At 40.2% G+C, this 21,082-nt stretch carries 21 protein-coding genes and 2 tRNA genes; 10 read left to right on the forward strand and 13 right to left on the reverse strand.

Annotation, left to right across the window (positions count from 1 at the left end; all coding sequences use genetic code 11):
- Nucleotides 1-162 precede the first annotated feature (162 nt).
- The 3 genes from IPZ59_RS03315 to IPZ59_RS03325 all read left to right on the forward strand — a co-directional run bounded on the left by IPZ59_RS03315 (nucleotide 163) and on the right by IPZ59_RS03325 (nucleotide 3,521).
- Nucleotides 163-381: a DUF2442 domain-containing protein gene (locus IPZ59_RS03315; RefSeq protein ID WP_236138464.1), complete on the forward strand. Its 219-nt coding sequence runs from the start codon at nucleotides 163-165 to the stop codon at nucleotides 379-381.
- Between the two features lie 152 nt (nucleotides 382-533).
- Nucleotides 534-3,119, forward strand: a complete 2,586-nt coding sequence (locus tag IPZ59_RS03320; protein ID WP_236138465.1) for a M14 family zinc carboxypeptidase — start codon at nucleotides 534-536, stop codon at nucleotides 3,117-3,119.
- A 135-nt stretch (nucleotides 3,120-3,254) separates the two neighbouring features.
- Nucleotides 3,255-3,521 carry a hypothetical protein gene (locus IPZ59_RS03325; RefSeq protein WP_236138466.1) on the forward strand — a complete coding sequence of 89 codons (267 nt, stop codon included), beginning with the start codon at nucleotides 3,255-3,257 and terminating at the stop codon, nucleotides 3,519-3,521.
- 252 nt (nucleotides 3,522-3,773) lie between these two features.
- Here the strand turns inward: IPZ59_RS03325 and IPZ59_RS03330 are convergent, their stop codons facing one another.
- Both IPZ59_RS03330 and IPZ59_RS03335 read right to left on the reverse strand, forming a co-directional pair.
- Nucleotides 3,774-4,277: a hypothetical protein gene (locus IPZ59_RS03330; protein ID WP_236138467.1), complete on the reverse strand. Its 504-nt coding sequence runs from the start codon at nucleotides 4,275-4,277 to the stop codon at nucleotides 3,774-3,776.
- A gap of 58 nt (nucleotides 4,278-4,335) precedes the next feature.
- Nucleotides 4,336-4,845 (reverse strand): regulatory protein RecX, encoded by a 510-nt coding sequence (locus tag IPZ59_RS03335; protein ID WP_236138468.1) that lies wholly within the window; start codon nucleotides 4,843-4,845, stop codon nucleotides 4,336-4,338.
- Nucleotides 4,846-4,920: 75 nt separating this feature from the next.
- On the opposite strand from IPZ59_RS03335, the gene tpiA reads away from it, so the two are divergent.
- The 5 genes from tpiA to IPZ59_RS03360 are packed head-to-tail and all read left to right on the forward strand — an operon-like array spanning nucleotide 4,921 to nucleotide 7,277.
- The gene (gene tpiA / locus IPZ59_RS03340; RefSeq protein ID WP_236138469.1) at nucleotides 4,921-5,682 is read left to right on the forward strand and encodes a triose-phosphate isomerase; all 762 of its coding nucleotides are present in this window, start codon (nucleotides 4,921-4,923) and stop codon (nucleotides 5,680-5,682) included.
- 41 nt (nucleotides 5,683-5,723) lie between these two features.
- Nucleotides 5,724-5,975 carry a type II toxin-antitoxin system Phd/YefM family antitoxin gene (locus IPZ59_RS03345; protein WP_236138470.1) on the forward strand — a complete coding sequence of 84 codons (252 nt, stop codon included), beginning with the start codon at nucleotides 5,724-5,726 and terminating at the stop codon, nucleotides 5,973-5,975.
- A complete protein-coding gene (locus IPZ59_RS03350) occupies nucleotides 5,975-6,235 on the forward strand; it encodes a Txe/YoeB family addiction module toxin (protein ID WP_236138471.1) in 261 nt (86 codons plus the stop codon). Before IPZ59_RS03345 ends, IPZ59_RS03350 begins: the two co-directional genes overlap by 1 nt.
- An 8-nt stretch (nucleotides 6,236-6,243) precedes the next feature.
- Nucleotides 6,244-7,074 carry a 50S ribosomal protein L11 methyltransferase gene (gene prmA, locus IPZ59_RS03355; protein ID WP_236138472.1) on the forward strand — a complete coding sequence of 277 codons (831 nt, stop codon included), beginning with the start codon at nucleotides 6,244-6,246 and terminating at the stop codon, nucleotides 7,072-7,074.
- A complete protein-coding gene (locus IPZ59_RS03360; protein WP_236138473.1) occupies nucleotides 7,071-7,277 on the forward strand; it encodes a hypothetical protein in 207 nt (68 codons plus the stop codon). The genes prmA and IPZ59_RS03360 overlap by 4 nt, the downstream gene beginning before the upstream one ends.
- Nucleotides 7,278-7,352: 75 nt before the next feature.
- On the opposite strand, the gene IPZ59_RS03365 is transcribed toward IPZ59_RS03360, so the two are convergent.
- Complete coding sequence (locus IPZ59_RS03365; RefSeq protein WP_236138474.1) at nucleotides 7,353-8,135, reverse strand: polyphosphate kinase 2 family protein; 783 nt, start codon at nucleotides 8,133-8,135, stop codon at nucleotides 7,353-7,355.
- A complete protein-coding gene (ppk2, locus tag IPZ59_RS03370) occupies nucleotides 8,132-8,977 on the reverse strand; it encodes a polyphosphate kinase 2 (RefSeq protein WP_236138475.1) in 846 nt (281 codons plus the stop codon). The genes IPZ59_RS03365 and ppk2 overlap by 4 nt, the downstream gene beginning before the upstream one ends.
- A gap of 153 nt (nucleotides 8,978-9,130) precedes the next feature.
- On the opposite strand from ppk2, the gene IPZ59_RS03375 reads away from it, so the two are divergent.
- Complete coding sequence (locus IPZ59_RS03375) at nucleotides 9,131-11,365, forward strand: TonB-dependent receptor family protein (protein WP_236138476.1); 2,235 nt, start codon at nucleotides 9,131-9,133, stop codon at nucleotides 11,363-11,365.
- Nucleotides 11,366-11,481: 116 nt separating this feature from the next.
- Here IPZ59_RS03375 and IPZ59_RS03380 read toward each other — a convergent pair whose 3' ends face one another.
- The gene (locus IPZ59_RS03380; RefSeq protein ID WP_236138477.1) at nucleotides 11,482-11,733 is read right to left on the reverse strand and encodes a hypothetical protein; all 252 of its coding nucleotides are present in this window, start codon (nucleotides 11,731-11,733) and stop codon (nucleotides 11,482-11,484) included.
- A 67-nt stretch (nucleotides 11,734-11,800) separates the two neighbouring features.
- Between IPZ59_RS03380 and IPZ59_RS03385 the strand changes: the two genes are divergently transcribed.
- The gene (locus IPZ59_RS03385) at nucleotides 11,801-12,586 is read left to right on the forward strand and encodes a cation transporter (protein WP_236138478.1); all 786 of its coding nucleotides are present in this window, start codon (nucleotides 11,801-11,803) and stop codon (nucleotides 12,584-12,586) included.
- A gap of 129 nt (nucleotides 12,587-12,715) precedes the next feature.
- Here the strand turns inward: IPZ59_RS03385 and IPZ59_RS03390 are convergent, their stop codons facing one another.
- The 8 genes from IPZ59_RS03390 to IPZ59_RS03425 all read right to left on the reverse strand — a co-directional run bounded on the left by IPZ59_RS03390 (nucleotide 12,716) and on the right by IPZ59_RS03425 (nucleotide 21,064).
- Entirely contained in the window at nucleotides 12,716-13,303 is a 588-nt protein-coding gene (locus IPZ59_RS03390; protein ID WP_236138479.1) for a hypothetical protein, read from the reverse strand.
- Between the two features lie 81 nt (nucleotides 13,304-13,384).
- Nucleotides 13,385-14,992 (reverse strand): InlB B-repeat-containing protein, encoded by a 1,608-nt coding sequence (locus IPZ59_RS03395; protein WP_236138480.1) that lies wholly within the window; start codon nucleotides 14,990-14,992, stop codon nucleotides 13,385-13,387.
- A 35-nt stretch (nucleotides 14,993-15,027) separates the two neighbouring features.
- Nucleotides 15,028-17,841, reverse strand: a complete 2,814-nt coding sequence (locus IPZ59_RS03400; protein ID WP_236138481.1) for a TonB-dependent receptor — start codon at nucleotides 17,839-17,841, stop codon at nucleotides 15,028-15,030.
- 199 nt (nucleotides 17,842-18,040) lie between these two features.
- Nucleotides 18,041-19,012, reverse strand: coding sequence for an AAA family ATPase (locus tag IPZ59_RS03405; RefSeq protein WP_236138482.1), 972 nt, complete (start codon nucleotides 19,010-19,012; stop codon nucleotides 18,041-18,043).
- 148 nt (nucleotides 19,013-19,160) lie between these two features.
- Nucleotides 19,161-19,820, reverse strand: coding sequence for a pseudouridine synthase (locus IPZ59_RS03410; protein ID WP_236138483.1), 660 nt, complete (start codon nucleotides 19,818-19,820; stop codon nucleotides 19,161-19,163).
- An 89-nt stretch (nucleotides 19,821-19,909) separates the two neighbouring features.
- A tRNA-Leu gene (locus tag IPZ59_RS03415) sits at nucleotides 19,910-19,993 on the reverse strand.
- A gap of 61 nt (nucleotides 19,994-20,054) precedes the next feature.
- A tRNA-Gly gene (locus IPZ59_RS03420) sits at nucleotides 20,055-20,130 on the reverse strand.
- Between the two features lie 136 nt (nucleotides 20,131-20,266).
- Entirely contained in the window at nucleotides 20,267-21,064 is a 798-nt protein-coding gene (locus IPZ59_RS03425) for a LuxR C-terminal-related transcriptional regulator (RefSeq protein ID WP_236138484.1), read from the reverse strand.
- Nucleotides 21,065-21,082 lie beyond the last annotated feature (18 nt).

A 21,082-nucleotide genomic window follows, 5' to 3' on the forward strand; every position in this document is an offset into this window, starting at 1 on the left:
TCAAACGATAACAAACCTATTCATATTGAATAGGGAGACAAACCTTCTAAATTCTTCGTTTTATCTATTGGGCTCGTAAAAACCATAGCTTTGGGCCAAAAAATATAAAAGAAACCACTAATTTAATTCATGAAAATCATGAATTATTAGTTACCGCTTGGTATGAGTACTTCGGTTATAAATAAATCTCCATTAGCAAGAAAGGTAAGGTTTGATGAACAACGATTTTATATTCTTTTAGATGATGAAAGGGAATTAGGTATCCCTTTAGACTGTTTCCAAAAACTAAGAGTAGCAACCTTTCATGAATTGAATGAATACAGGTTAATCGGAAAGGGAGAAGGGATACATTGGGAAAGCCTTGATGAAATATACTCATAGAAGCCTTACTGTGAAAGCAGTAAGGCTTTTTTATTTAGATTCAAGTGAAATTTAAATCGGAAAATCCGTGAAAAATTAATTATTTCCAATTAATGTGTTGATTCTCTGAAATCTTGGTATCATATTGTCATGTCATACAATTAATGCCCACTATGAAAAAAATCTTTTTTGTAATCTCTCTAGCCTGCTTCGTATTGAGCAACGCTTTTGCGCAACAATCTCCCAAAGGCACAGCTGATATCCCACTCAGCTATTACCTACCCGAAGGATACACCTATAACTCAGAGGTACCCACCCCCAAATCCTTTTTGGGCTATGAAATCGGCGAATGGACCATCGATTATGGTCAATTGATCCGATACTTTGAAGCTTTGGCTGCCAGTTCTCCAAGAGTTCAATTAGAGGAATTTGGAAAAAGTCACGCCAAGCGACCCCAACTTTTGCTTACCATTACAGCACCAGACAATTTTTCCAAACTCGCTGAAATCAAAGAAGACAGGCAAGCCCTACGGGATGCGAGCGCAAGCATAGACTATGCCGCCATGCCAGTAGTATTGCAAATGGGTTACAGTGTCCATGGCAATGAAGCAAGCGCCATCAACTCAGCAGTGTTGGCTGCTTACCATTTTGCTGCAGCCAATGAGGTCAGAGAAGACTTAGAAAATATCATCGTATTAATCGATCCCCTTTTAAATCCAGATGGATATGCCCGGTATTCCACTTGGGTCAACTCCCATCGATCCATGAATCTCAACGGTGATCCCAATAATCGTGAACTCGGAGAGGCTTGGCCTGGGGGCAGAGGCAATCACTATTGGTTTGATTTGAACAGGGATTGGTTGCTTGTACAGCATCCAGAATCTCAAAATCGAGTGGCTAAATTTCAGGAATGGCTCCCCAATATCTACTTGGATTATCATGAAATGGGTACCAACACCACCTTTTTCTTTCAACCGGCCATTCCTTCCCGAGACCATCCTCTGATACCCAAAAATATCATCGACATGACCAAGCGCATGGCCGATTACCATGTAAAAGAATTTGATCAGAGCAAAGGCATGTACTTTGCCAAGGAACGCTTTGATGAATACTACTTTGGGTACGGATCTACATACCCTGATATCCAAGGGTCGGTAGGCATTCTGTTTGAGCAAGCATCTTCCCGTGGACACTTACAAGAGAGCGACTTTGGATTACTGACCTTTGCCCACACCATCAAAAATCAGTTCAAAGCCGCCTTGAGCTCCTTTGCCGCTGCTGCAGAAATCAAAGGAGATTTTAATAAGCTGACACATGAATTTTATAAAGATGCAGTCAGTTTAGCGGCTTCAGACCCTGAAAAAGCATATATTTTTGGTTCTGCTGTAGATGCAGCTAGGGGATATCATTTAGCAGATATATTGCGCCAACACCAGATAAAAGTATTCGAGCTAAACGAAGATATTACAGTCAATGGTGTTGCCTACAAAGGTGGTAATGCCTACATCGTCCCTACAGACCAAGCACAGTATCGTCTGATTAAAGCTATGTTTGAGGTAAGAAATGAATTTAAGGACAGTCTTTTCTACGACGTATCAGCTTGGACTCTTCCCATGTCTTTCAATTTGGATTATGCTGCTCTCAATAGCAGAGTATATAACTTAGCCAATGTGAGCCCTATTCAGGATGATTTTGCTTTGACTCCTGGAAAATTGATCGGTGAAGAGGAAGCGGTCGCATATGCTTTCGGTTGGGAGAGTTACTATGCACCTAAAGTAACATTTGAACTACTTTCCAAAGGTTATTTAGTGCGGACAGCCACCGAAGCCATTATCATTCCTACAGGAAAAAGATTGGAGCGAGGCAGTATTTTGGTAGGGTTAAAAAAGGATGCTCCGGCAAGTGATTGGGAAAAATTGGAAAAAGATCTTACAGAACTTGCGGAATCCTCTGGCCTAAACATCCATAAGGTCAGTACAGGATATACTGCGGGATACAATATCGGATCCCCAACCATGCCCGTATTGAAAAAACCTACGGTTGCATTGATTGTCGGTACGGGAGTCAATTCCTTGGAAGCAGGAGAAGTATGGCACCTCCTAGACAAACGAATGGATATGGATATCACGCTTTTACCAATTGAGCGTATTTCCAGTGCCGACTTGAGCCGATACAACGTGCTTGTCATGCCCAATGGGAATTACAATGCACTAAACAAGGCACAAGCGGAAAAAATCAAATCTTGGACAACTCAGGGAAATACTTTAATCGCCCGAGGAAATGCTTTAAAATGGTTGAATGAGCAGGAAATCGCTACCTTCAAATTTAAAGAGGAAGACGAAAAGAAAGAGGAAGGACTAAAGCCTTATGCAGACTATGAAAAAAACACAGGCGCTCGACTGACTAGTGGAACCATTTTCCACGGAAAAGTAGATACTACCCATCCTTTGGGCTACGGATTTGATCAAGAAAAAATCTATTTATTCCGAAACAATAATTTATTTTTGGAAGCAGCTACGAATCCATACGCAAACCCTGTCAGCTACACCGCTGAAGGATTGGCTTCCGGATATGTGCATCCTGAGAATTTAGAGAAAGTCAAAAATACCGTTTCTACACAAGTTAAAAAGGTAGGCAGTGGTAGAGTTGTAGGGTTTGTTGATAATCCTAATTTCCGAGGGATATGGTTTGGAACCAACAAACTATTTTTAAATGCAGTATTCCTTGGGCAGATTATCCAAAGCGGAACAGCGGATTAATCTCTCACAGATCGAGGTTCTCGCAGATCAAAGAGATTTGGTGGATTACCACGGATTTTGATTGACTATTATAAGATGGCTGAAGATATTGATAGTTTTCAGCCATCTTTTTATAAAAGGGTTTAAATTTGAGTCATGGAAAATAAGTTTTTAAAAAAGTACCCTACCTACTTTTCTTGGTTAGTCAGCTGGTCTCTATGGATATGGGCAGGGGCCGCAATTCTGTACTATTTATTTCTTATCGGATTTGATTTTGATAATTTAATTCAAACCGATAAACTGTTTCAAAGCATTTTGTGGATGGTATTTATGCAGGTATTTAATTATTTCTTTTTTTACCGATACCAAAAGAAGCATGCACTGAAGCAACAGCAGGAGGAGAATTTGGAAAACAAGGGATAGTTTGTTCCTATGGTAAGTAGTATGGTTACCGCAAAGTTCTCAAAGTCTAAAGCCAAGGTCTCAGAGGTCGGAATTAGATACTGATTTCCCTTCCAAAGAATGATAGCGTTATTTTTAGAAAGTTAAAATTTATCACAACCACCCAATGAAAGCAAGTCAGCATTCGTGTAATGAGTCATGGGTGTTCATTCATGTACCTGACTGACAGCATTGGACGGCAATATCTACCTGTTTAAAAAAACCGAAGTTGTCTTATGCGAGTTTGAGTTTTAATTCGCCTTTTCTTTTGACGATTTTAAGCTCGAAATGTTGATTGATAAATGCCTTGCAGTGGTTTTCAGACCATTCTGCACGACCTTCGCCATCATACAACAAGGTCATCCGAAGCATCGTCTTTACATAAGGCTCATGCTGTCCTAACTCCCTACACCAAAGTTGCATCTGAGCTGTCCAGTCATCCTTAAATTTCTCCAAATGCGTACGACCATCAAAAAGTATCTCTAGTTGATTGTCTCTATTCTTGTAGCGGTAGATTCCGCAGAGCTGCCAGTAAATCATGCGTAAACGATCTAGCGGATACTCATACGTGTCCAAAATTTTCTCAAAAGTCTTGTCCATCAGCATCAACGGATTGTATAGCTGCGTATAGGACTTCCTCAACTCATATACCATTAAGTCAAGCATTTCATCTTCTAGTTGAGATTGTGCTTGCCTTAGGATATAATTTTTGTCTAATGGAAAGAGCTTTTGAATCATGTTACCGTCAAATATTTTGCAAATTAGGAGAATTCATGCAAAAAATAAAGCATCTGACTTATTTTAACTTTTCAATTTCTGATAATACTCCCTGAATCAAGTCTTGTTCAAAGCCTCTTCCCAACAAATACTGCTGCACTTTCATTTTTCGTTGAAAGCTGTCAAACTTTTCCAGACTGTTCCATTTTTTCTCACTTTCTCCCTTAAGCACATGGTAGTATTCCTCTGGATCAATTTCTCTCATCCCTGTTTGGATGCATCGATCTGAAATCTTCTTAAACTTCAACGCTTGTCTAATTTTGATCCTACCCCATTTTTTCAGAGAAAATTTGCCTCTAGCAAACGCTTGCGCATAGCGCTCTTCATTCAGAAAACCCTCTTCTATCATGACAGCAATCAGTTCTTCCGCCTCTTCTCCATGAATACCCCGCTCTGTCAATCTCATCCGTACATCCTGCTGACAGCGCTCTTGATAGGCACAAAAAGCCGCAATCTTCACCTTTGCCTCCGCAGGTGTCCAATACTTTTTCCTGGGCACTGAACCGTAATCTTTTCTTGAGTAGGACATTTTGTGTAATTTAGCCTTCCAAAAGTAAGGCCTTGCGCCACTTTTTTCAAATCTTTCATTAAACCATTACAAACCATGCGTAAGAAAATTGTAGCTGGAAACTGGAAAATGAACCTTGGCTTTGACGAGGGACAAAAACTAACTTCCGAGATTGTTAACATGCTGAAAGATGAGGAACACAGCGGTGTGACTGCCATCTTAAACCCTCCATTTGTTCATTTGTACCCAGTTAAGAAACTCATCGGAGATACACCAAACTTATTTTTGGGAGGACAAAACTGTTCAGATAAAGCCTCAGGAGCTTATACTGGAGAAATTGCAGCTTCCATGCTTGCGTCATTTGGAGCCTCCTATGTGATCTTGGGACACAGCGAGCGCAGAGAATATTTTAAAGAGTCCAATCAATTGCTCACAGAAAAAACTAAACAGGCGTTAGCCAATGGCCTAACTCCTATTTTTTGTTGTGGAGAGCCTTTGGATATCCGTGAAGCAGGCACGCATGAGGAGTATGTGAAAAATCAGTTGACAGAAAGTTTATTTGATTTTTCTGCAGAAGAAATCTCCAAACTAGTCATCGCATACGAACCTATCTGGGCCATCGGAACTGGTAAAACTGCCTCTTCTAATCAAGCACAGGAAATGCATGCTGCCTTAAGAGGTCATTTTGCTTCGAAGTATGGACAGGAAGTTGCCGATAATCTATCTATTCTTTATGGCGGCAGCTGTAATCCGGGCAATGCCAAAGAGATCTTCTCCAAGCCTGATGTGGACGGAGGTTTGATCGGAGGCGCATCTTTGAAATCAAGAGATTTTGTGGATATTATTAAGTCCTTTTAAGTACGGAAAAAAGTACGTAATTTTGTCCAAAATAAACTTCCATGATAGCAGCAAACTATTCCGAATTCAGAACAGGTTTAAAAAATTTTCTTGATCAAGTAGAACAGGAAAATGAGATTTTGATTATCAAACGAAAATCAGGTAAAGGGGCTGTTGTGATCTCTCTTGAAGAGTATAATGCTATCATGGAAACTCTTCATTTATTAAGCTCTAAGAAAAACGCCGATAGATTATATGAATCTATCGAACAAATGAAATCAGGCAAAATCTTACATCCTACCTTAGAAAGCTGATGAAACTAGCCTTCACCTTACACGCTTGGGAAGATTATAATTATTGGCAAAAAATAAATCCCAAAATGGTGAAGAAAATAAATGAGTTAATCAAAGTTATTCTTCGAACGCCCTTTGAAGGAATAGGGAAACCTGAACCTTTAAAACATGATTTAGCAGGTTTTTGGTCTAGAAGAATTGATCAAGAACATAGAATTGTCTATCATGTAGATGGCCTTGAGATAACAATCATTTCATGTAGATTTCATTACGATAGTTAATACTCCCCATGCAATACCTTGAATTTAAAATTTCCTGTGCCGAAGATTTTCGTGAAATATTAATTGCGGAACTGTCTGAAGTTGGCTTTGATTCTTTTTTGGAGACTGATACTGGCTTTGACGCTTATATTCCAGAAGATCAATTGGACCGCAGTACCTATGATGAGGTGATTGCTCGCTATGCTTCCGTCGCTGACATTCAGGTAGTCGAAGGAAAAATGGCGAAAGTCAATTGGAATGAGGAGTGGGAAAAGCACTACGATCCGATTATGGTGGAAAATCAGGTATATGTACGTGCTTCCTTCCATGAGGAAAAACCCGAATTCCCTTATCAAATCCTGATCAACCCTAAAATGTCTTTTGGTACAGGACATCATGCGACCACTTATTCCATGATTGCCCATCAGCTGGAAACAGACCACCAAGGCAAACGGGTATTGGATATCGGAGCAGGTACAGGGATTTTGGCAATTATGGCACATCTACTAGGGGCATCTGAGGTGGAAGCTTTTGATATCGATGAGTGGTGTGTAGAGAACGGAGATGAAAACTTCTCCCTCAATAGCATGTCTCATGTGAAGATGGGGAAGGGGACTGTGCGTGAAGTAAAACCTCAAGGAAACTATGACATTGTCTTGGCCAACATCAATAAAAATGTGCTGCTCGACGAAATGGAAGTCTATGGTACACTGGTAAAACCAGCTGGATACCTTTTGCTAAGTGGTTTTTACGAACATGATATTGTAGACATCGAAGCAAGTGCCGCTAAACATGGTTTACAGCTGCTCGGGAAAAAGGTAAAAGATAATTGGACTGCCTTAAAGCTTCAAAAACTATGAGCGAACTGATCATTTATGGGATCTTATTTTTGGCTCTGATCGGCCATACGCTATTAGCTGGCAAAATGTACCGAACAGTGCATGAAGACAACACCTTATCCCTTCAAGAAAAGAATGACTGGAAACTCAAAGCACTGATTTTTCCTGGGTATTTTTGGGGGAAGTATAACAGCTCGCAAAGGCGCGGAGGCGCAAAGAAATGAAGGTTTACATCAATTATATCAGCAATTAGACGCTCAACAAAGCCGTTATAATTAAGCAAAGCTGCTAATTAAAAATCACCCTTCCCGATAAGGAAACAAGGAGAGGAGATGCTGCGCAGCTAAGGCAATTTCGTCTTGACGCTTTTCTACTGCAATTTCCATCCATGGAGCATACGGTGTATCGGTGTGTTCAAACATAGCGGATTTATATTCCTGATATTTTTCCCATAAATCGTATGACTCATAATCCAAGGGCAGTAACTTCCATTTAGCCAACGGGTCATGTTGGATTTCGGCCATCCTTTTTTGTTGTTCTTTCTTACCAACAGTAAAATAAAATTTCACCAAATGATACCCGGAATCTACCAACATTTGCTCAAATCCATTCACTTGTTTCATAAACAAATCATACTCCTCAGCCGAGCACAAGCCATGAATAGGCTCAATTAAAGCCCGGTTGTACCAGCTGCGATCCCAAAAGACCATCTCTCCCGGCTGAGGGAGCTTTTCTACAAATTTTTTGAAATACCACTCTCCTGTTTCAGGATTGCTAAGATGGGGAAGATTGACCTCTATGCGATAATGTCGGGGATTATTATGAGATAAAATATTTCGGATGATCCCACTCTTTTCGATGGAAACGCCTCCATGAAATAATAAGATCAACTTTTTTTCATGCTTGATCAGCCATAATTGCAGCTTAACCAGCTCTGCTTTGATTTCTCTTAGCCTAATCTCTGCTTTGGCCGCTTGCAGTGCTTTCCCAAGATCTACTTTTTTGGAAGCCAATAAATGCTTCAATCCTACTTTGGTGTTTAAGACCTCTAAATCTTCTTCACTCAGTTCCACTTTGCTCATACGTCCAGTTTTTTAGCTTTCCTGAAATACTTATACACCACATTTGGATCATGATGAAGGGTCGCTTGTGTGCTTCCTTTTCCATCGTAATCAAATTGGGATAGCACGTAGCGTAAACTCTCAAGTCTAGCCAACTCCTTATCATTGGTATCCACAATTACCCAAGGACTGTATACAGTATGTGTATCTGTAAACATCAGTTCTTTGTAATGTGTATTTGTATCCCACAACTCCTGCCCTTTTAAATCCACAGGACTAAACTTCCACTGCTTCAAGGGGTTGCCTAGGCGGTCATCAAATCTCTTTTGCTGCTCTTCCTTACTGATATCAAACCAAAACTTAATCAGTTTGATCCCATCCTCGTGCAACATGTATTCAAAACTTGGAACCTCTGCCATGAATATCGGATACTGCTCGGGTGTACAAAAGCCCATCACCGGCTCCACCACAGCCCTATTGTACCAGCTTCGATCAAAAAATTTGATTTCTCCCCTATTGGGTAACACTTCTATATAGCGCTGAAAGTACCATTGTCCCCGTTCAATTTCGGTGGGCTTAGTCAATGCCACTACTCCTGATGCATGAGGATTCAAGTGCTGAACAAAACGCTTAATTGACCCGCCTTTTCCAGCAGCATCCCGTCCTTCAAAAATTACCGCCACACGCATCTGATTCTTAATGATGTGTTGCAACAACAAAGCCAACTCCGCCTGTAATTCTTTCAACTCTTCCTCATAGGCTAATTTCCTTAAAGTAGACTTCAAATTAATCCCTTCCGCCTTTGCCAAAGCGATCAATTCTTTTCGGGTTTGGACTTTTTCCAGATGTTTGAGTTTAAACATAGTACTTAGCTTTCACTAAATTTATCAAAAAAATTAAGAAATCCAGTATAATTTAATTTTCAAAAACTCATTTGCTGAACCAGTGTTTGATAAAACAGGTTATTCAAGAGCATATATTGATCAATCAAAACATAGCCACGCATTCACCTACTTATGAAATACTTCCTGCTGTTCGTATTCTTCCTTAGTTTTCAAAGTATAGCTCAGCAACCCATCCAAATCTTAGACAAACAAAGCCAAGAACCTATTCCAGGGGTATTTGTGAAAGTAGGAAAACAAGTGTTGATTTCCGATGATCAAGGAGTAATTCAATACAACTTTCAGGAAGGTGATTGGCTGTTCCTCAATCATTTGGGATATGAAAATCTGACTACAAAGTTTCAAAAAGACCTGAATCGCATCCTTTTAGTTCCTTTCACTGCCGGACTTTCCGAAGTTGTAGTACGTGGATTTGAATCAGAAAGACCACTCCTAGAGCAAGCAGGGGCCATTGTACAAGTAAAGGAACACGAACTCTATCGCTTCAACGAAAATTCTATCCTCAGCGCCTTCAACACCAAAGCTGGCGTACGGGTAGAACAGCGCGCTCCGGCAAGTTATAGGATTTCAATTCGAGGTAGTTCTCTTCGCTCCCCTTTTGGAGTTCGCAATGTCAAAGTTTACTGGAATGACATTCCCTTCACTTTTGCAGATGGCACGACGGATCTGAACATTCTGGATTTAACTAATATCCAACAATCGGAAATCATCAAAGGTCCCTCTGGAAGTATTTTTGGTGCCGGAAATGGTGGCGTCATTCGCTTTGAAAGCAAGCAGCAAGTCCAAGAAAATTATCTTTCTTCTGATCTTGGGGTGGGTGATTTTGGATTGCTTCGTTACCGCATCGGTATTGATCAGCAATTGGAAAAAGGAAGTATCAGTGCTTCCTATGTACATCAGCAATCGGATGGATACAGGGAACATAGTGCTATGGATAGGAAAGTTGTACAAATAGCCTATCAGTCGGCAGTTTCTGAAAAACAATCCATTGCCACCCAAATTTTATATTCAGATCTACACTATCAAATACCAGGGGCGTTGAACCCGTCACAAGTAGAAGAAAACCGAAGACAGGCTAGGCCGGGGTCTGTGGAACAAAATAGTTCCATTGCCCAACAGACACTTTTTGGAACCCTTCGATACGAAGTCAGATTCAATGAGCGCTGGAAAAACATCAGCTCCCTCTACGTCAATACAAAAGAGTTTGAAAACCCATTCATTTTAGATTACAAGCGGGAAACTGCCTTTAGTTATGGAGGGAGAACAGCATTTACCAATGAGGGAACTTGGGGCAGGTTTCCTGTGCGCTTAGTAGTCGGTGGAGAATATCAATATGGAAATACGGCGGCCCAAAACTTTGGTAATCGAAACGGAGTAGCGGACACTGTGCGATTCAGCGACGATTTGATTACTACACAGGCATTTTTATTTCAACAGTTAGAACTTGATTGGACCTCTAAACTCCGTATGACAGTAGGGCTTTCTGAAAATTTTAGCAGATACGATATTCTTAGAAGCATTGATGCGGGCCCCAATGCGCCATCGTCCAATTCCAGGAGATTTGATCCTCTGATCATACCTCGGTTGGCGATGGTTTATAGGATCAATGAACTTTCAGGCGTTCATGGAAGTATCAGCTCTGGATTCTCTCCGCCAACTATCGCTGAGGTACGCACCAATGAGGGAAGTATCAATTTGGACTTGGAAGCAGAGAGGGGGATAAATTATGAAATAGGCTATAGATCCCAGTATGGGATATTCAATCTAGATGTTACGGCATTTTATTTTCAACTTGATCAAACCATTACCACCTTTACGAATGAACAAGGAGTGGTTTTATTCCGAAATGCAGGCGCTACCGATCAGAGGGGTATAGAAGCAAGTTTGGATTATGCACCCTACCGAAATCAGGCCACTTGGATTCGGGAAGTCCGCTTGAATCATGCCTATACGGGTCATTATTTTACTTTCGCACGTTATGAAAGTCGAGGCACTGATTTCTCAGGAAATCAACTGACAGGCGTTGCGCCGCATACCTTGGTAAATTTATTAGATGTACGCAGCAGATCAGGCTTTTACATCAACATCACCCACCAATATGTGGATCAAATCCCTTTGAATGATGCCAATACGGTTTTTCAAGATGCTTACCATCTTGTGGGTTCAAGGATAGGGTGGAGAGAATCGTTGGGCAGCCGTTGGGATCTGGATCTCTATGGAGGTGTGGATAATATTTTAGATGAAACGTACAGCTTAGGAAATGATCTGAATGCATTTGCAAACAGATTTTATCAGCCAGCGCCTGGGAGAAATTTTTATGGAGGAATCAAAGTTGGGCTTCGGTATTGATAGAATCACCTAGGACACCAAGGTTATTTGCAGCGCTCAGAATGGAGCAATCAGTGAAGGCACAACCTATATTCTTGAGCTAATACAATCAAAAAATTTGGTAATCGAAATTTCATCTAAGCTACTCTCGATTCAGAAAACAAGTCGTAAGCAGCAATCATGGTTTGTCGCTCCGGACTAGTCCCATACTTACTGTAGGAGTTGATTTCTGCGCGGGTTTCTACATATACTGGGAAATAGTTGTTTTCGAGTTCATCCCATACAATCAGCAAGTAGGTATAAGGCATAACGGAAGAGCGGCCTTTTTCCAACCATGATTCAAATACGGACTCTTGCAGCGACAAAGGATAATCGGGACTATCAAACATAGCATTGGAATAATAAAGCCAAAGATAGCTTCAAAATCTTGTTTATATTGCGTAAAAATGCCCTAAAATGTATAAGGCTACCTTTCTGATATCCCAAATGGACTGCCCCTCTGAAGAAACAATGATTCGGATGAAGCTTTCCTCTATCTCCTCTATACAGCAGCTGATTTTCGATATCCCCAACCGGAAATTGGAGGTTTATTATATAGCTGATTTTGAACTGATTGAAAAACAGTTACAAACTTTAAATCTCGGGAGCACTTGGGTTGAAACAATTGAAGTATCGGCTACCTCCATCCCTCAAGTACCACAGGAACGCAAACTTCTTTGGATAGTCCTAGGAATCAATTTTGGCTTTTTTGTGATTGAAAGCGTCGCTGGGGTATTGGCAAAATCCATGGGTTTGATTGCTGATAGCTTGGATATGTTGGCCGATGCCATTGTGTATGGATTGGCTTTGATGGCGGTAGGAAAAGCGCTTAAAACCAAGCAAAACGTCGCAAAAATAGCTGGTATATTTCAAATCTTATTGGCTATCATTGGCTTTTCTGAAGTAATCAGGAGGTTTAGTGGTATGGAGAATACACCGGATTTCCTTTGGATGATAGTCGTGTCATTTTTTGCATTAGTTGCCAATGCCTACTGCTTATATCTTTTACAAAAAAGTAAAAGTACTGAAGCCCATATGCAGGCAAGTATGATTTTCACCTCCAATGATATCATCATCAATACCGGGGTTATCATCGCAGGTTTGGCCGTACTATGGTCGGGATCTGCTGTCCCAGATCTAATTGTTGGGGGAATTGTGTTTTTGCTAGTGATGCAAGGCGCTGTGCGAATTTTAAGGCTATAAAAAAAGAGCCAAAAAATATTGGCCCTTTTTTTATTGATTAAAAAATTGTTTGTTCACCCGTTGCAAACTTAGCGATGGAAGACAAGTAAAAAAATACCTAGAATTAGGTATTTTTTGGTTAATTCAGACCTATTCTTGGATTAAATCTATGATTTCTGAATTTTCCTCAACAGCATAAAGCCTCCATTGTCGCTGTTCAATATCGAAATAGGTTCGATCATCAGGAAACTCGATGTATTCTTCTTCTCCAGAATTTTGAGGATAATAAGGGCTTAAATCTTCGCCTTTAATCAATAGATCAAAAAGCATCATACTCTTTTCCAACATTTCAGGAATTTCAAATTTCCATGTTCGGAATAGTTCCTCATAATAATCAATTGTACCATCGGCGTCTCGCCGTACCCGAATAGCAAGGGCCACTTTTTTCTGTTTGATGGAGGGAGCAATTCTTGAAACCATGTAATATTCATACAATTCCTGTGGGCTGTAAGCTTCAAGGGTATAATCTGCTACCAGCTTAGAATAATATTCATCAAAAACATCGTCAAACTTATTCTCGTGAGTACCTTTTTTAGGTAGATGACCAAAATAGCGGACAGTTGAAAGAAGTAACTGCTGCTGTTCTTGATTAGAAAGGTGTGTCGAAGGGCTATAAGGATCTTTGGATTGACATCCTGCCAATACAAGTATCAGAATTATGGATACGTAAAGCTTCATAAATGTTGGAATCTACTAAAAAAGCCTGCCAGATTGACCTTGAGCAATCCGGCAAGCTTTAAAGTTTATGTGTATCAATATTTACTGAGCATAATTTCTATTCAATGGATTGAAATCAACCCATCCGTCTGTCCAGTCACTGGCTCCGAATCCACCGATATAAGGAACTGTTTTGTCAAAGAAATTCCCTAGCTTAGGATTAGTAAAATCTGCACCTGCCGCTAAAGTACCATTTGGTAGTAGAGCAAAGTTTGGATTACTAGGATACGTTTGAAGCGTAAATCTTGCAAAGAAGTTTTCTGGATTTAAACCATATCCTCTGTAGAAGCCTTCCCAATCTGCATCCACACCTGGTACTGCTACAGTTTGGTTTTTAGCCGTCCAGATATCTTCTACATCAGCAACAGCTGCACCACCACCAGCAGCAAAAGCCACGTTTGGATATAACATGATATTATTTTCCAATACTCCTCTTCCAGCTCTATACTGCTCTGTAACGGATGCTGTATTAAATCTCAATCCCACTGGGAAACCAGTAAATACAGAGTTGAAAATAGAAACTGCTGTTCTTCTTCTTAAGTCGATCATCTGAACATTGTTAGCAGAAATAGATCTGTTTACTCGATCTCTTGGACCATATACAGTGATATTTGAGAAAGTACCAGTCGTGTATGGCTGAACATCATTATCATTAGGCCCGTTATCGCACTCAAACGCATTGGATTGGGACTGATCTGCGAAGAATGGATTTCTTACAGCAAGACCGAACTGAACGTTACCAGAATAGCCGAAATCCACATCAAAGTCATCATCCCAGGTAGAGATGGATACCAAATATTTCCCATCAACGTTTCCACCAAACCACTCAAAACCGTCATCACCACCATAAGAAACAACCAAGTGCTCCATTTTGGTGCCTCTTCCAACACCACCCATCGTGATAGAGTTTGTTTCGTTGTTTGGAGTCAATTCGATACCTGCATATTCAACACGAAGAAACTCATATTCACCAGATGAATCGTTGTCATCATCACCACCAAAGTTTCTCAATGGTTCGATACCTTCAATTGCGGGATTAGCTTGATTAGTTCTTGCTTTACCTAAGATTACCAATCCACCCCAATCACCTCTATCTCTTTCACCAGGTTCCTGAGCAGATGTCATGACAATTGGGTTTTCTCTAGTTCCTTTGGCTATCAACTTACCTCCTCTATCTACTACAAGAGTTCCTCTGGTTCTCTTCTCTCCAAAAATGATAGTGCCAGGCTGAATAGTCACGGTCACACCGTCTGGAACAAATACCTGACCTGAGATCAAATACTGACGATCATTTGTTAACGTTCTGGTTGTAAGGTTACCTGTAAGAACTACGATATTACTTTCCTCTTCAAATACTGCTACTACGGCTTTATTTGAGTTCATCGTGATAGAAGTGCTCGCATTAGTGCCAGAAGCATCCCCTTCCCAACGAACAAACTTCCAACCAGCAGCAGGAGTAGCAGTAAGGGTTACATTTGCATTTTCAGTTTGCTGACTTGTGCCTGGCTCTACGGTACCTCCTTGTGAAGGAAGGGAAAGTACGCTAAGCGTAAATGTGGTTGAGGGAGTTTCATCCTCGCCACAAGAGAACATTACCAAAGCGACTGCTAAGGCAAGAAACGTCCTCATCAAGGTGTTGAAATTTTTCATTAGTTTTAAATTAAGTATAAAGTTTAGTTTGTTATTTACTTGATTCTGTAGCTAAGAGAAATACTATACAGAGATCCTTTTCTCCAGAGAAACATTGGATCATCGATTGAGCGATCAATTTTAGTATCAAAATTGGAATCCTGATAAAATCTATATTGATAGTTGAAGAGATCTTGAATGCCAAACTTCAGCGTAGTCCTATCCTTGAATGTTTTGCTTACGGTTAGGTCTACCACATGTCTTTCTAGCTCGTAAATCGAGGGGAAGTTTGTATTACCCGCTACAAAAATTCTTGGTCCTTGGACGTTGTATGCTAAACTTGCAGAAAAATCAGTGACAGGATCGATGTAATACACAGCTGCATTGACCATGTATGGAGATTGCCCCTGCAATGCACGCCTATTAGATTCAAATATTACATCTTCTCCCAAAAAGACTTCCGACCATACCAAGGAAGCATTCATATTGAAAGAAAGGTTTTTAAGAATAGGAGCAGAAGTGACAGTTCCTAGAGATTTTCTAACCTCTACCTCAGCGCCATAGGTAGTAGCATCAACGGCATTATCATAAGTAAAAAGCAGGGTTTCCGTTACATTCCCCTGTACCATTTCGATAGGATTTTTAAAATACTTGTAAAAGCCTCCAATAGAGATCGTCTCTCCTTCATTTGGATAAAACTCATAGCGTAAATCAATATTATCAATCCGTGCCATTTGAAGATTTGCATTTCCAAACATCCCAGCAATCATCTCAAATGAATAATATAAGAAAGGGGCATACTCACGAAACTCAGGTCTATTCACTGTCTTGCCGTAGCCAGCTCTTACCAATGATTTTTTATTGATGTTATAGTCAATATTAAGAGAGGGTAAATAAGCTAATTCTATGTTTTCAACATTGATAGGGCCTACATCATTTCCCGAGGCTACTGTCTGAACAGAGTATTCTGTTCGAAGACCGCCTGATAAATTGAAATCAGCAATTGGGTAAACAGCTCCAAGATAACCTGCAGTTACGAGGGTGCTTGCATCATATGCATCAGAAGGACGTGTACCCTCTTGTACCAACCATCCGTCACCCTGTCTGTAATTTTCAGGTGCAAATGCTTGATAGATTGGTTGTCTAAGCAACTGCTCTCCCACTTCTTGATTATGGAATCCTGGGAAAAAAGTAGTGATGTATCGAGCAGAAAAATCTCGCTCCTTGTAATCTATCAAATAACCAGCTCTGAGGATTCTTGGCCGGTCTTTTTCAACACCAGCAAATTTCTTTTCAAAATTCACTCCATTGACATACCCAAACTCATTTACATACCCATAGTATCTACCCAAATCCTGAGGGCTAGAACTTGGAGGCGCAATGATTACAAATTCTTTTTCAGCACCCGATTGAACAATACGTGTTCTTAACCTTCTGAAATCAGGCTCCTCGTGGTACAGTTGGTTATATCCCAATACCCAGTTTAATTTTGCAGACTCATCACTAAAAAGATGTGTCCCTTCTAGTTGACTGGAAAACAATCGCTTAGACTCGTATCGGAAAGAATAATCCTGTGCTCCATCAGGTCTTTGCACAAAGTCAGCACCTGTTCTGACAATCGTTTCACTTTGACCGTTGATATTGAACAAGTTTCTAAACTCAATTTTATTGGAAGCATTTAATCGAAGCATCCAATTGGACATTAAGCCAACTTCATTGGTTTTTTGATAGGTGTTATCAAAATACTCATCTCTTTTTTCGGTAGGACGACCTGGCTCAGGAAAAAAATATCTGCTTCTGTCAGCTAAGAAATATTGATATTCCTGAGAAATAGATGCACTTGTTATCGTAGAAAGTCGTTTTCCAAATACACTCCAATTCTTTCCAAAAGCAAACCCAAAACTTGCATTAGGAGATGCATTCGTGGTGTCCATTCGGTAGTTGTTATCCAACTGCTGACCTGCCTGTGCTCTTAATGGATTTCCAGCACCTACAGAAAGCAACTGATCTGTGGTAGGAAAAGTCTCTGGCAATCCCCTACTGCTATCAAAACCTAACCAGTCTGTACGCGAGCCACCTGTCTGTGCATGCTGTCTAAATGTAGTGTTTTGTCTAAATCCGGTTCCTATGCTGATATTGAAAAAATCTTCATCTGGGGCATTTTTGGTAAATACCTTAATCATTCCACCAGCAAAATCTCCCGGGACCTCAGGTGACGCTGATTTGTAAATCAACATTCTATCCAAGTTGTCACTAGGAATCAAATCAAAAGAGAATGTTCTCTTGTCAATTTGAGTAGTTGGAGCAACAGAATTATTGATCATGACCACATTGTATCGATCGTCTACCCCTCTTACTCTTACAAATTTGTTGTCTACAATACTTACTCCAGAAACGCGCTTCATTACTTGAGCAGCGTTTCCATCCTGCGAAAGTTTAATTTGATCGGCAGAAATACCAGATACTACTTGAAGAGATTTCCTGATTTCAGAAACAACCGCCACATTGGATCCAGTTTCTCGAGAGGCTAATACAACAACCTCTCCTAAGTCACCTAAATCTTCTTCTAATTCTACATCCAAAACTGTCACTTTTTCAGAGTAAATTTGGATATCCTCAAACTTGAGGGATTTGAAGGAGATAAAGGAAATGAGAACCGTGTATTTTCCAGGCTCTACTCGTGAAATTTCAAAATCCCCATCTAAACCTGTTGCAACTCCATAAGAGGTGCCTTCTAGGCGGACGTTGGCGCCGATAATGGTTTCTCCCGTTCGGGCATCTTTTACTACTCCTCTCAGTGATCCAGATTGGGCCATTGCAGTAGACCCAACTAGAACGAGTAGAAATGTTATGAGTAAATTCTTTTTCATTGGATGTTCTCTTTGTACAGCGTGTTTTTTACGAACGCCACAAAGGTCATCAGCAAATGTTACTTGAGTGGGTATGAAAAATTATCAATTCATTAATTAGTACCTATCAAAAAAATATAGCCATTACAATTTTTTAACATTGTAATGGCTATAAAATTAATCAAACTCAAAAAGCGTGCTTTTTATACAAAAAGACTTCTTATTTGATTGTTACGGATTTGTTAATGGGAATTTTATCCAAGAAGCGTTTGACCAAATCTCGGGTACTTACGTTATCAGCTTCTGCCTCATAATTGAGAATAATTCGATGACTCAAAACATCTTCGGCAATAGCTTTGATATCCTCGGGCAAAACATAGTCCCGCTTGTCCATGTACGCAACTGCCCGTGCAGCCAAATTTAAGTTGATACTGGCTCTTGGGGAAACACCAAATTGAATATATTTTGCTTCTTCCTTCATGCCGTATTGTTCAGGAAAACGGGTAGCAAAAACCAATTCGATGATATAATTCTCCAAAGGCTCTGCAATTTTCACTTCATTGATTTGATTGCGGATAGCAAAAATATCTTCTTTGGAAAGTATAGCTTGTACATCAGATGTATACGACATATTTGCCATGCGTCTCATGACTTCCATTTCATCCGCTTTGGAGGGATAGTCAATATGAACCTTCATCATAAATCTATCCACCTGTGCTTCGGGCAATGGATACGTACCTTCCTGATCAACTGGGTTTTGCGTAGCAAGTACCAAAAAGGGTCTATCCAATTGAAAAGTAGTCTCACCAATCGTCACCTGCTTTTCTTGCATGGCTTCCAGAAGTGCGGATTGAACCTTGGCAGGAGATCGGTTGACCTCATCCGCCAAGATGATATTGGAAAAAATAGGCCCTTTTTTGACCTCAAAGTTAGCCTCTTGCTGATTATAAATCATGGTACCGACCAAATCTGCTGGCAACAAATCTGGGGTGAATTGAATCCGCTTAAAATCTAAGTGCAAGACTTTTGCTAATGTATTAACGGTAAGCGTTTTTGCCAATCCAGGTACACCCTCTAGCAAAATGTGTCCATTGGTAAATAAACCTATCAGCAGTCGATTGATCATTCTGTCCTGACCTACCACTACTTTTTTTACTTCTTCAATCGCTTGTTGGATTTTCTCCTGATGCATGAATTATTTATTTTCTTCTATGAAATTCTCTGATGCAAATGCGCTGTATTAAACCTATATGCAAATTACCCGCCTAAATTAGAATAATTTGCTTTTTCTGACAATTTAGCGATGCGGTTCTTGATAAAAGGTAAGAATAATTAACATTTCAACGTCTTCGTTTGACCGAAGGATTGTATGAAAGCTTTTTTTCAGAACCTTTTTTAGTATTTTGAATCTTCTTCTCCGAAGTATTCAGCAATTTATAAATTTCTTCTTGTGTAAATTCCCTTACTTCCCCTACTTCATATCCCTCGATCGTCAGGTTTTCCATCGACCACCTGACCAAGCGTAGGGTTGGAAAGCCTATCGCTGCTGTCATTTTCCGTACCTGCCGATTTTTACCTTCCAATAAGCTTAAAGAGATCCAACTATCAGGTACTGACTTACGGAAACGAATGGGGGGATTTCTTTCTGGCAAAACCGGTATAGCTTCCAATATCTTGGCAAATGCCTTCTTAGTCTTGTATTGCTTGCCATCTACGGTGATTTCTACCCCATTTTCCAATGCCTGCACTTCCTCTTGGGTAGGAACGCCTTCTACTTGCACCAGGTAACTTCTTTTGTGCCCAAATACAGGATGTAACAGAAAATTGTTCAAGGCCTTATCATCGGTAATTAAAAGTAATCCCTCACTATCCTTATCCAAGCGGCCAACTGGATACACCTCGGGAGGAAAATTGAATACGTCTTTTAAGGTTTCCTGATCCCCACTAAACTGACTAAGAATTCCAAAGGGTTTGTAGATGACGAAATAGCGGTAGGGCATATAGGCTAGAGGTAGTTAGAATACAAAGCTAAAAAAAACGATTGGAATGCCATCAAACAAAAAAGCCTCGCATTTCTACGAAGCTTTTGTACCAGGAGCGGGAATCGAACCCGCACGACCTAATGGTCACAAGATTTTAAGTCTTGCGTGTCTACCAGTTCCACCATCCCGGCTTACTCTACTGCTAGAGCGTGTGCTTTGAAATAACAAAGCCCTCTTCTCAAGGGCCTTATTTGGAGCGAGAGACGAGATTCGAACTCGCGACCCCGACCTTGGCAAGGTCGTGCTCTACCAACTGAGCTACTCTCGCTTTTCTGACTTCAACCTTGTGTCTTTGTCAATTGTGAGTGCAAATGTATACCTCTTTTCTATATTTGCAAAACGTGCCAATAATTTTTTTTTATCTTTTTTTAAGTAAAACAGCCTTGAAATTGATTTTCAAGATCTTACTGCAGGCTATTCGCAAAAAGAATTTTCAGCATTTCGGGAGTATTTTTTGCACCCAGCTTTTTAAGGATATTTTTTCTGTGCGTATACACTGTATTTATGGCAATATAAAGTTTTTGAGCAATCTCCTCTGAGTTAAAGCCTTCCATCAGCAGCTTGGCCACCATTTTTTCTTTTTTAGTCAGGTTCACATTGATTTTTGGCTCCGTACGTGTACTTAAAACCTTCGTTCCGTCTTTGGATGTGTAGGAAAAACTCCAATCATAACTTGTAGTTTGTGGGGGAGTGGTAAGCTCTACGATCAGATGCAGATCTATCACTATATTTCCATTTTGGTCGACGAGATAAGGGCGTACCCTTGCAAAAAACCACTTGACCACCTTTGTATCCTTATGCACCCATCGGACAGTATACGTCCACTCAAAGCTTTCCTTTTCCTTGGAAGTCAATGTATGCCAGGTGTCAAAAACAATTTTTTGAAATCGAAACAACTCAGGCAAATCATCTGGATGGATCATACCAAGACCGGCTTCCATTCCTTTATTTTTAAGAAAAGACGCTGGATATCCGGTGATTTCCTCCACATTATCTGTATAAAATGCAAGTTTGAGTTCCCGATAATCAAAGCAAGCAATGACCAACCCCTCTTTTAGACCAATATGTTGTGCTGTTAATTCAAGATTAGCCAAACGTTGTTGTTCATCCGAATTTGGAACAAATTCTCTTTCCTGCCATTCCCTAAAATATACGGCATATTTATCTTGCCTTTGCAAGTCTTGTATCAATGACTCTTTCATAGCTTATTAAAAATTAAA

The sequence above is a fragment of the Mongoliitalea daihaiensis genome, assembly GCF_021596945.1.
Lineage (GTDB): Bacteria > Bacteroidota > Bacteroidia > Cytophagales > Cyclobacteriaceae > Mongoliitalea > Mongoliitalea daihaiensis.

Bases quoted from the DNA above. Each gene is read 5' to 3' on its own strand.
- IPZ59_RS03325 (WP_236138466.1), top strand. From the start codon at position 3,255: ATGGAAAATAAGTTTTTAAAAAAGTACCCTACCTACTTTTCTTGGTTA.
- IPZ59_RS03390 (WP_236138479.1), bottom strand. From the start codon at position 13,303: ATGAAGCTTTACGTATCCATAATTCTGATACTTGTATTGGCAGGATGT.
- IPZ59_RS03375 (WP_236138476.1), top strand. From the start codon at position 9,131: ATGAAATACTTCCTGCTGTTCGTATTCTTCCTTAGTTTTCAAAGTATA.
- prmA (WP_236138472.1), top strand. From the start codon at position 6,244: ATGCAATACCTTGAATTTAAAATTTCCTGTGCCGAAGATTTTCGTGAA.
- IPZ59_RS03385 (WP_236138478.1), top strand. From the start codon at position 11,801: ATGTATAAGGCTACCTTTCTGATATCCCAAATGGACTGCCCCTCTGAA.
- IPZ59_RS03350 (WP_236138471.1), top strand. From the start codon at position 5,975: ATGAAACTAGCCTTCACCTTACACGCTTGGGAAGATTATAATTATTGG.
- IPZ59_RS03315 (WP_236138464.1), top strand. From the start codon at position 163: ATGAGTACTTCGGTTATAAATAAATCTCCATTAGCAAGAAAGGTAAGG.
- ppk2 (WP_236138475.1), bottom strand. From the start codon at position 8,977: ATGTTTAAACTCAAACATCTGGAAAAAGTCCAAACCCGAAAAGAATTG.
- IPZ59_RS03320 (WP_236138465.1), top strand. From the start codon at position 534: ATGAAAAAAATCTTTTTTGTAATCTCTCTAGCCTGCTTCGTATTGAGC.
- IPZ59_RS03405 (WP_236138482.1), bottom strand. From the start codon at position 19,012: ATGCATCAGGAGAAAATCCAACAAGCGATTGAAGAAGTAAAAAAAGTA.
- IPZ59_RS03345 (WP_236138470.1), top strand. From the start codon at position 5,724: ATGATAGCAGCAAACTATTCCGAATTCAGAACAGGTTTAAAAAATTTT.
- IPZ59_RS03425 (WP_236138484.1), bottom strand. From the start codon at position 21,064: ATGAAAGAGTCATTGATACAAGACTTGCAAAGGCAAGATAAATATGCC.
- IPZ59_RS03410 (WP_236138483.1), bottom strand. From the start codon at position 19,820: ATGCCCTACCGCTATTTCGTCATCTACAAACCCTTTGGAATTCTTAGT.
- IPZ59_RS03360 (WP_236138473.1), top strand. From the start codon at position 7,071: ATGAGCGAACTGATCATTTATGGGATCTTATTTTTGGCTCTGATCGGC.
- IPZ59_RS03395 (WP_236138480.1), bottom strand. From the start codon at position 14,992: ATGAAAAATTTCAACACCTTGATGAGGACGTTTCTTGCCTTAGCAGTC.
- tpiA (WP_236138469.1), top strand. From the start codon at position 4,921: ATGCGTAAGAAAATTGTAGCTGGAAACTGGAAAATGAACCTTGGCTTT.
- IPZ59_RS03380 (WP_236138477.1), bottom strand. From the start codon at position 11,733: ATGTTTGATAGTCCCGATTATCCTTTGTCGCTGCAAGAGTCCGTATTT.
- IPZ59_RS03400 (WP_236138481.1), bottom strand. From the start codon at position 17,841: ATGAAAAAGAATTTACTCATAACATTTCTACTCGTTCTAGTTGGGTCT.
- IPZ59_RS03335 (WP_236138468.1), bottom strand. From the start codon at position 4,845: ATGTCCTACTCAAGAAAAGATTACGGTTCAGTGCCCAGGAAAAAGTAT.
- IPZ59_RS03365 (WP_236138474.1), bottom strand. From the start codon at position 8,135: ATGAGCAAAGTGGAACTGAGTGAAGAAGATTTAGAGGTCTTAAACACC.
- IPZ59_RS03330 (WP_236138467.1), bottom strand. From the start codon at position 4,277: ATGATTCAAAAGCTCTTTCCATTAGACAAAAATTATATCCTAAGGCAA.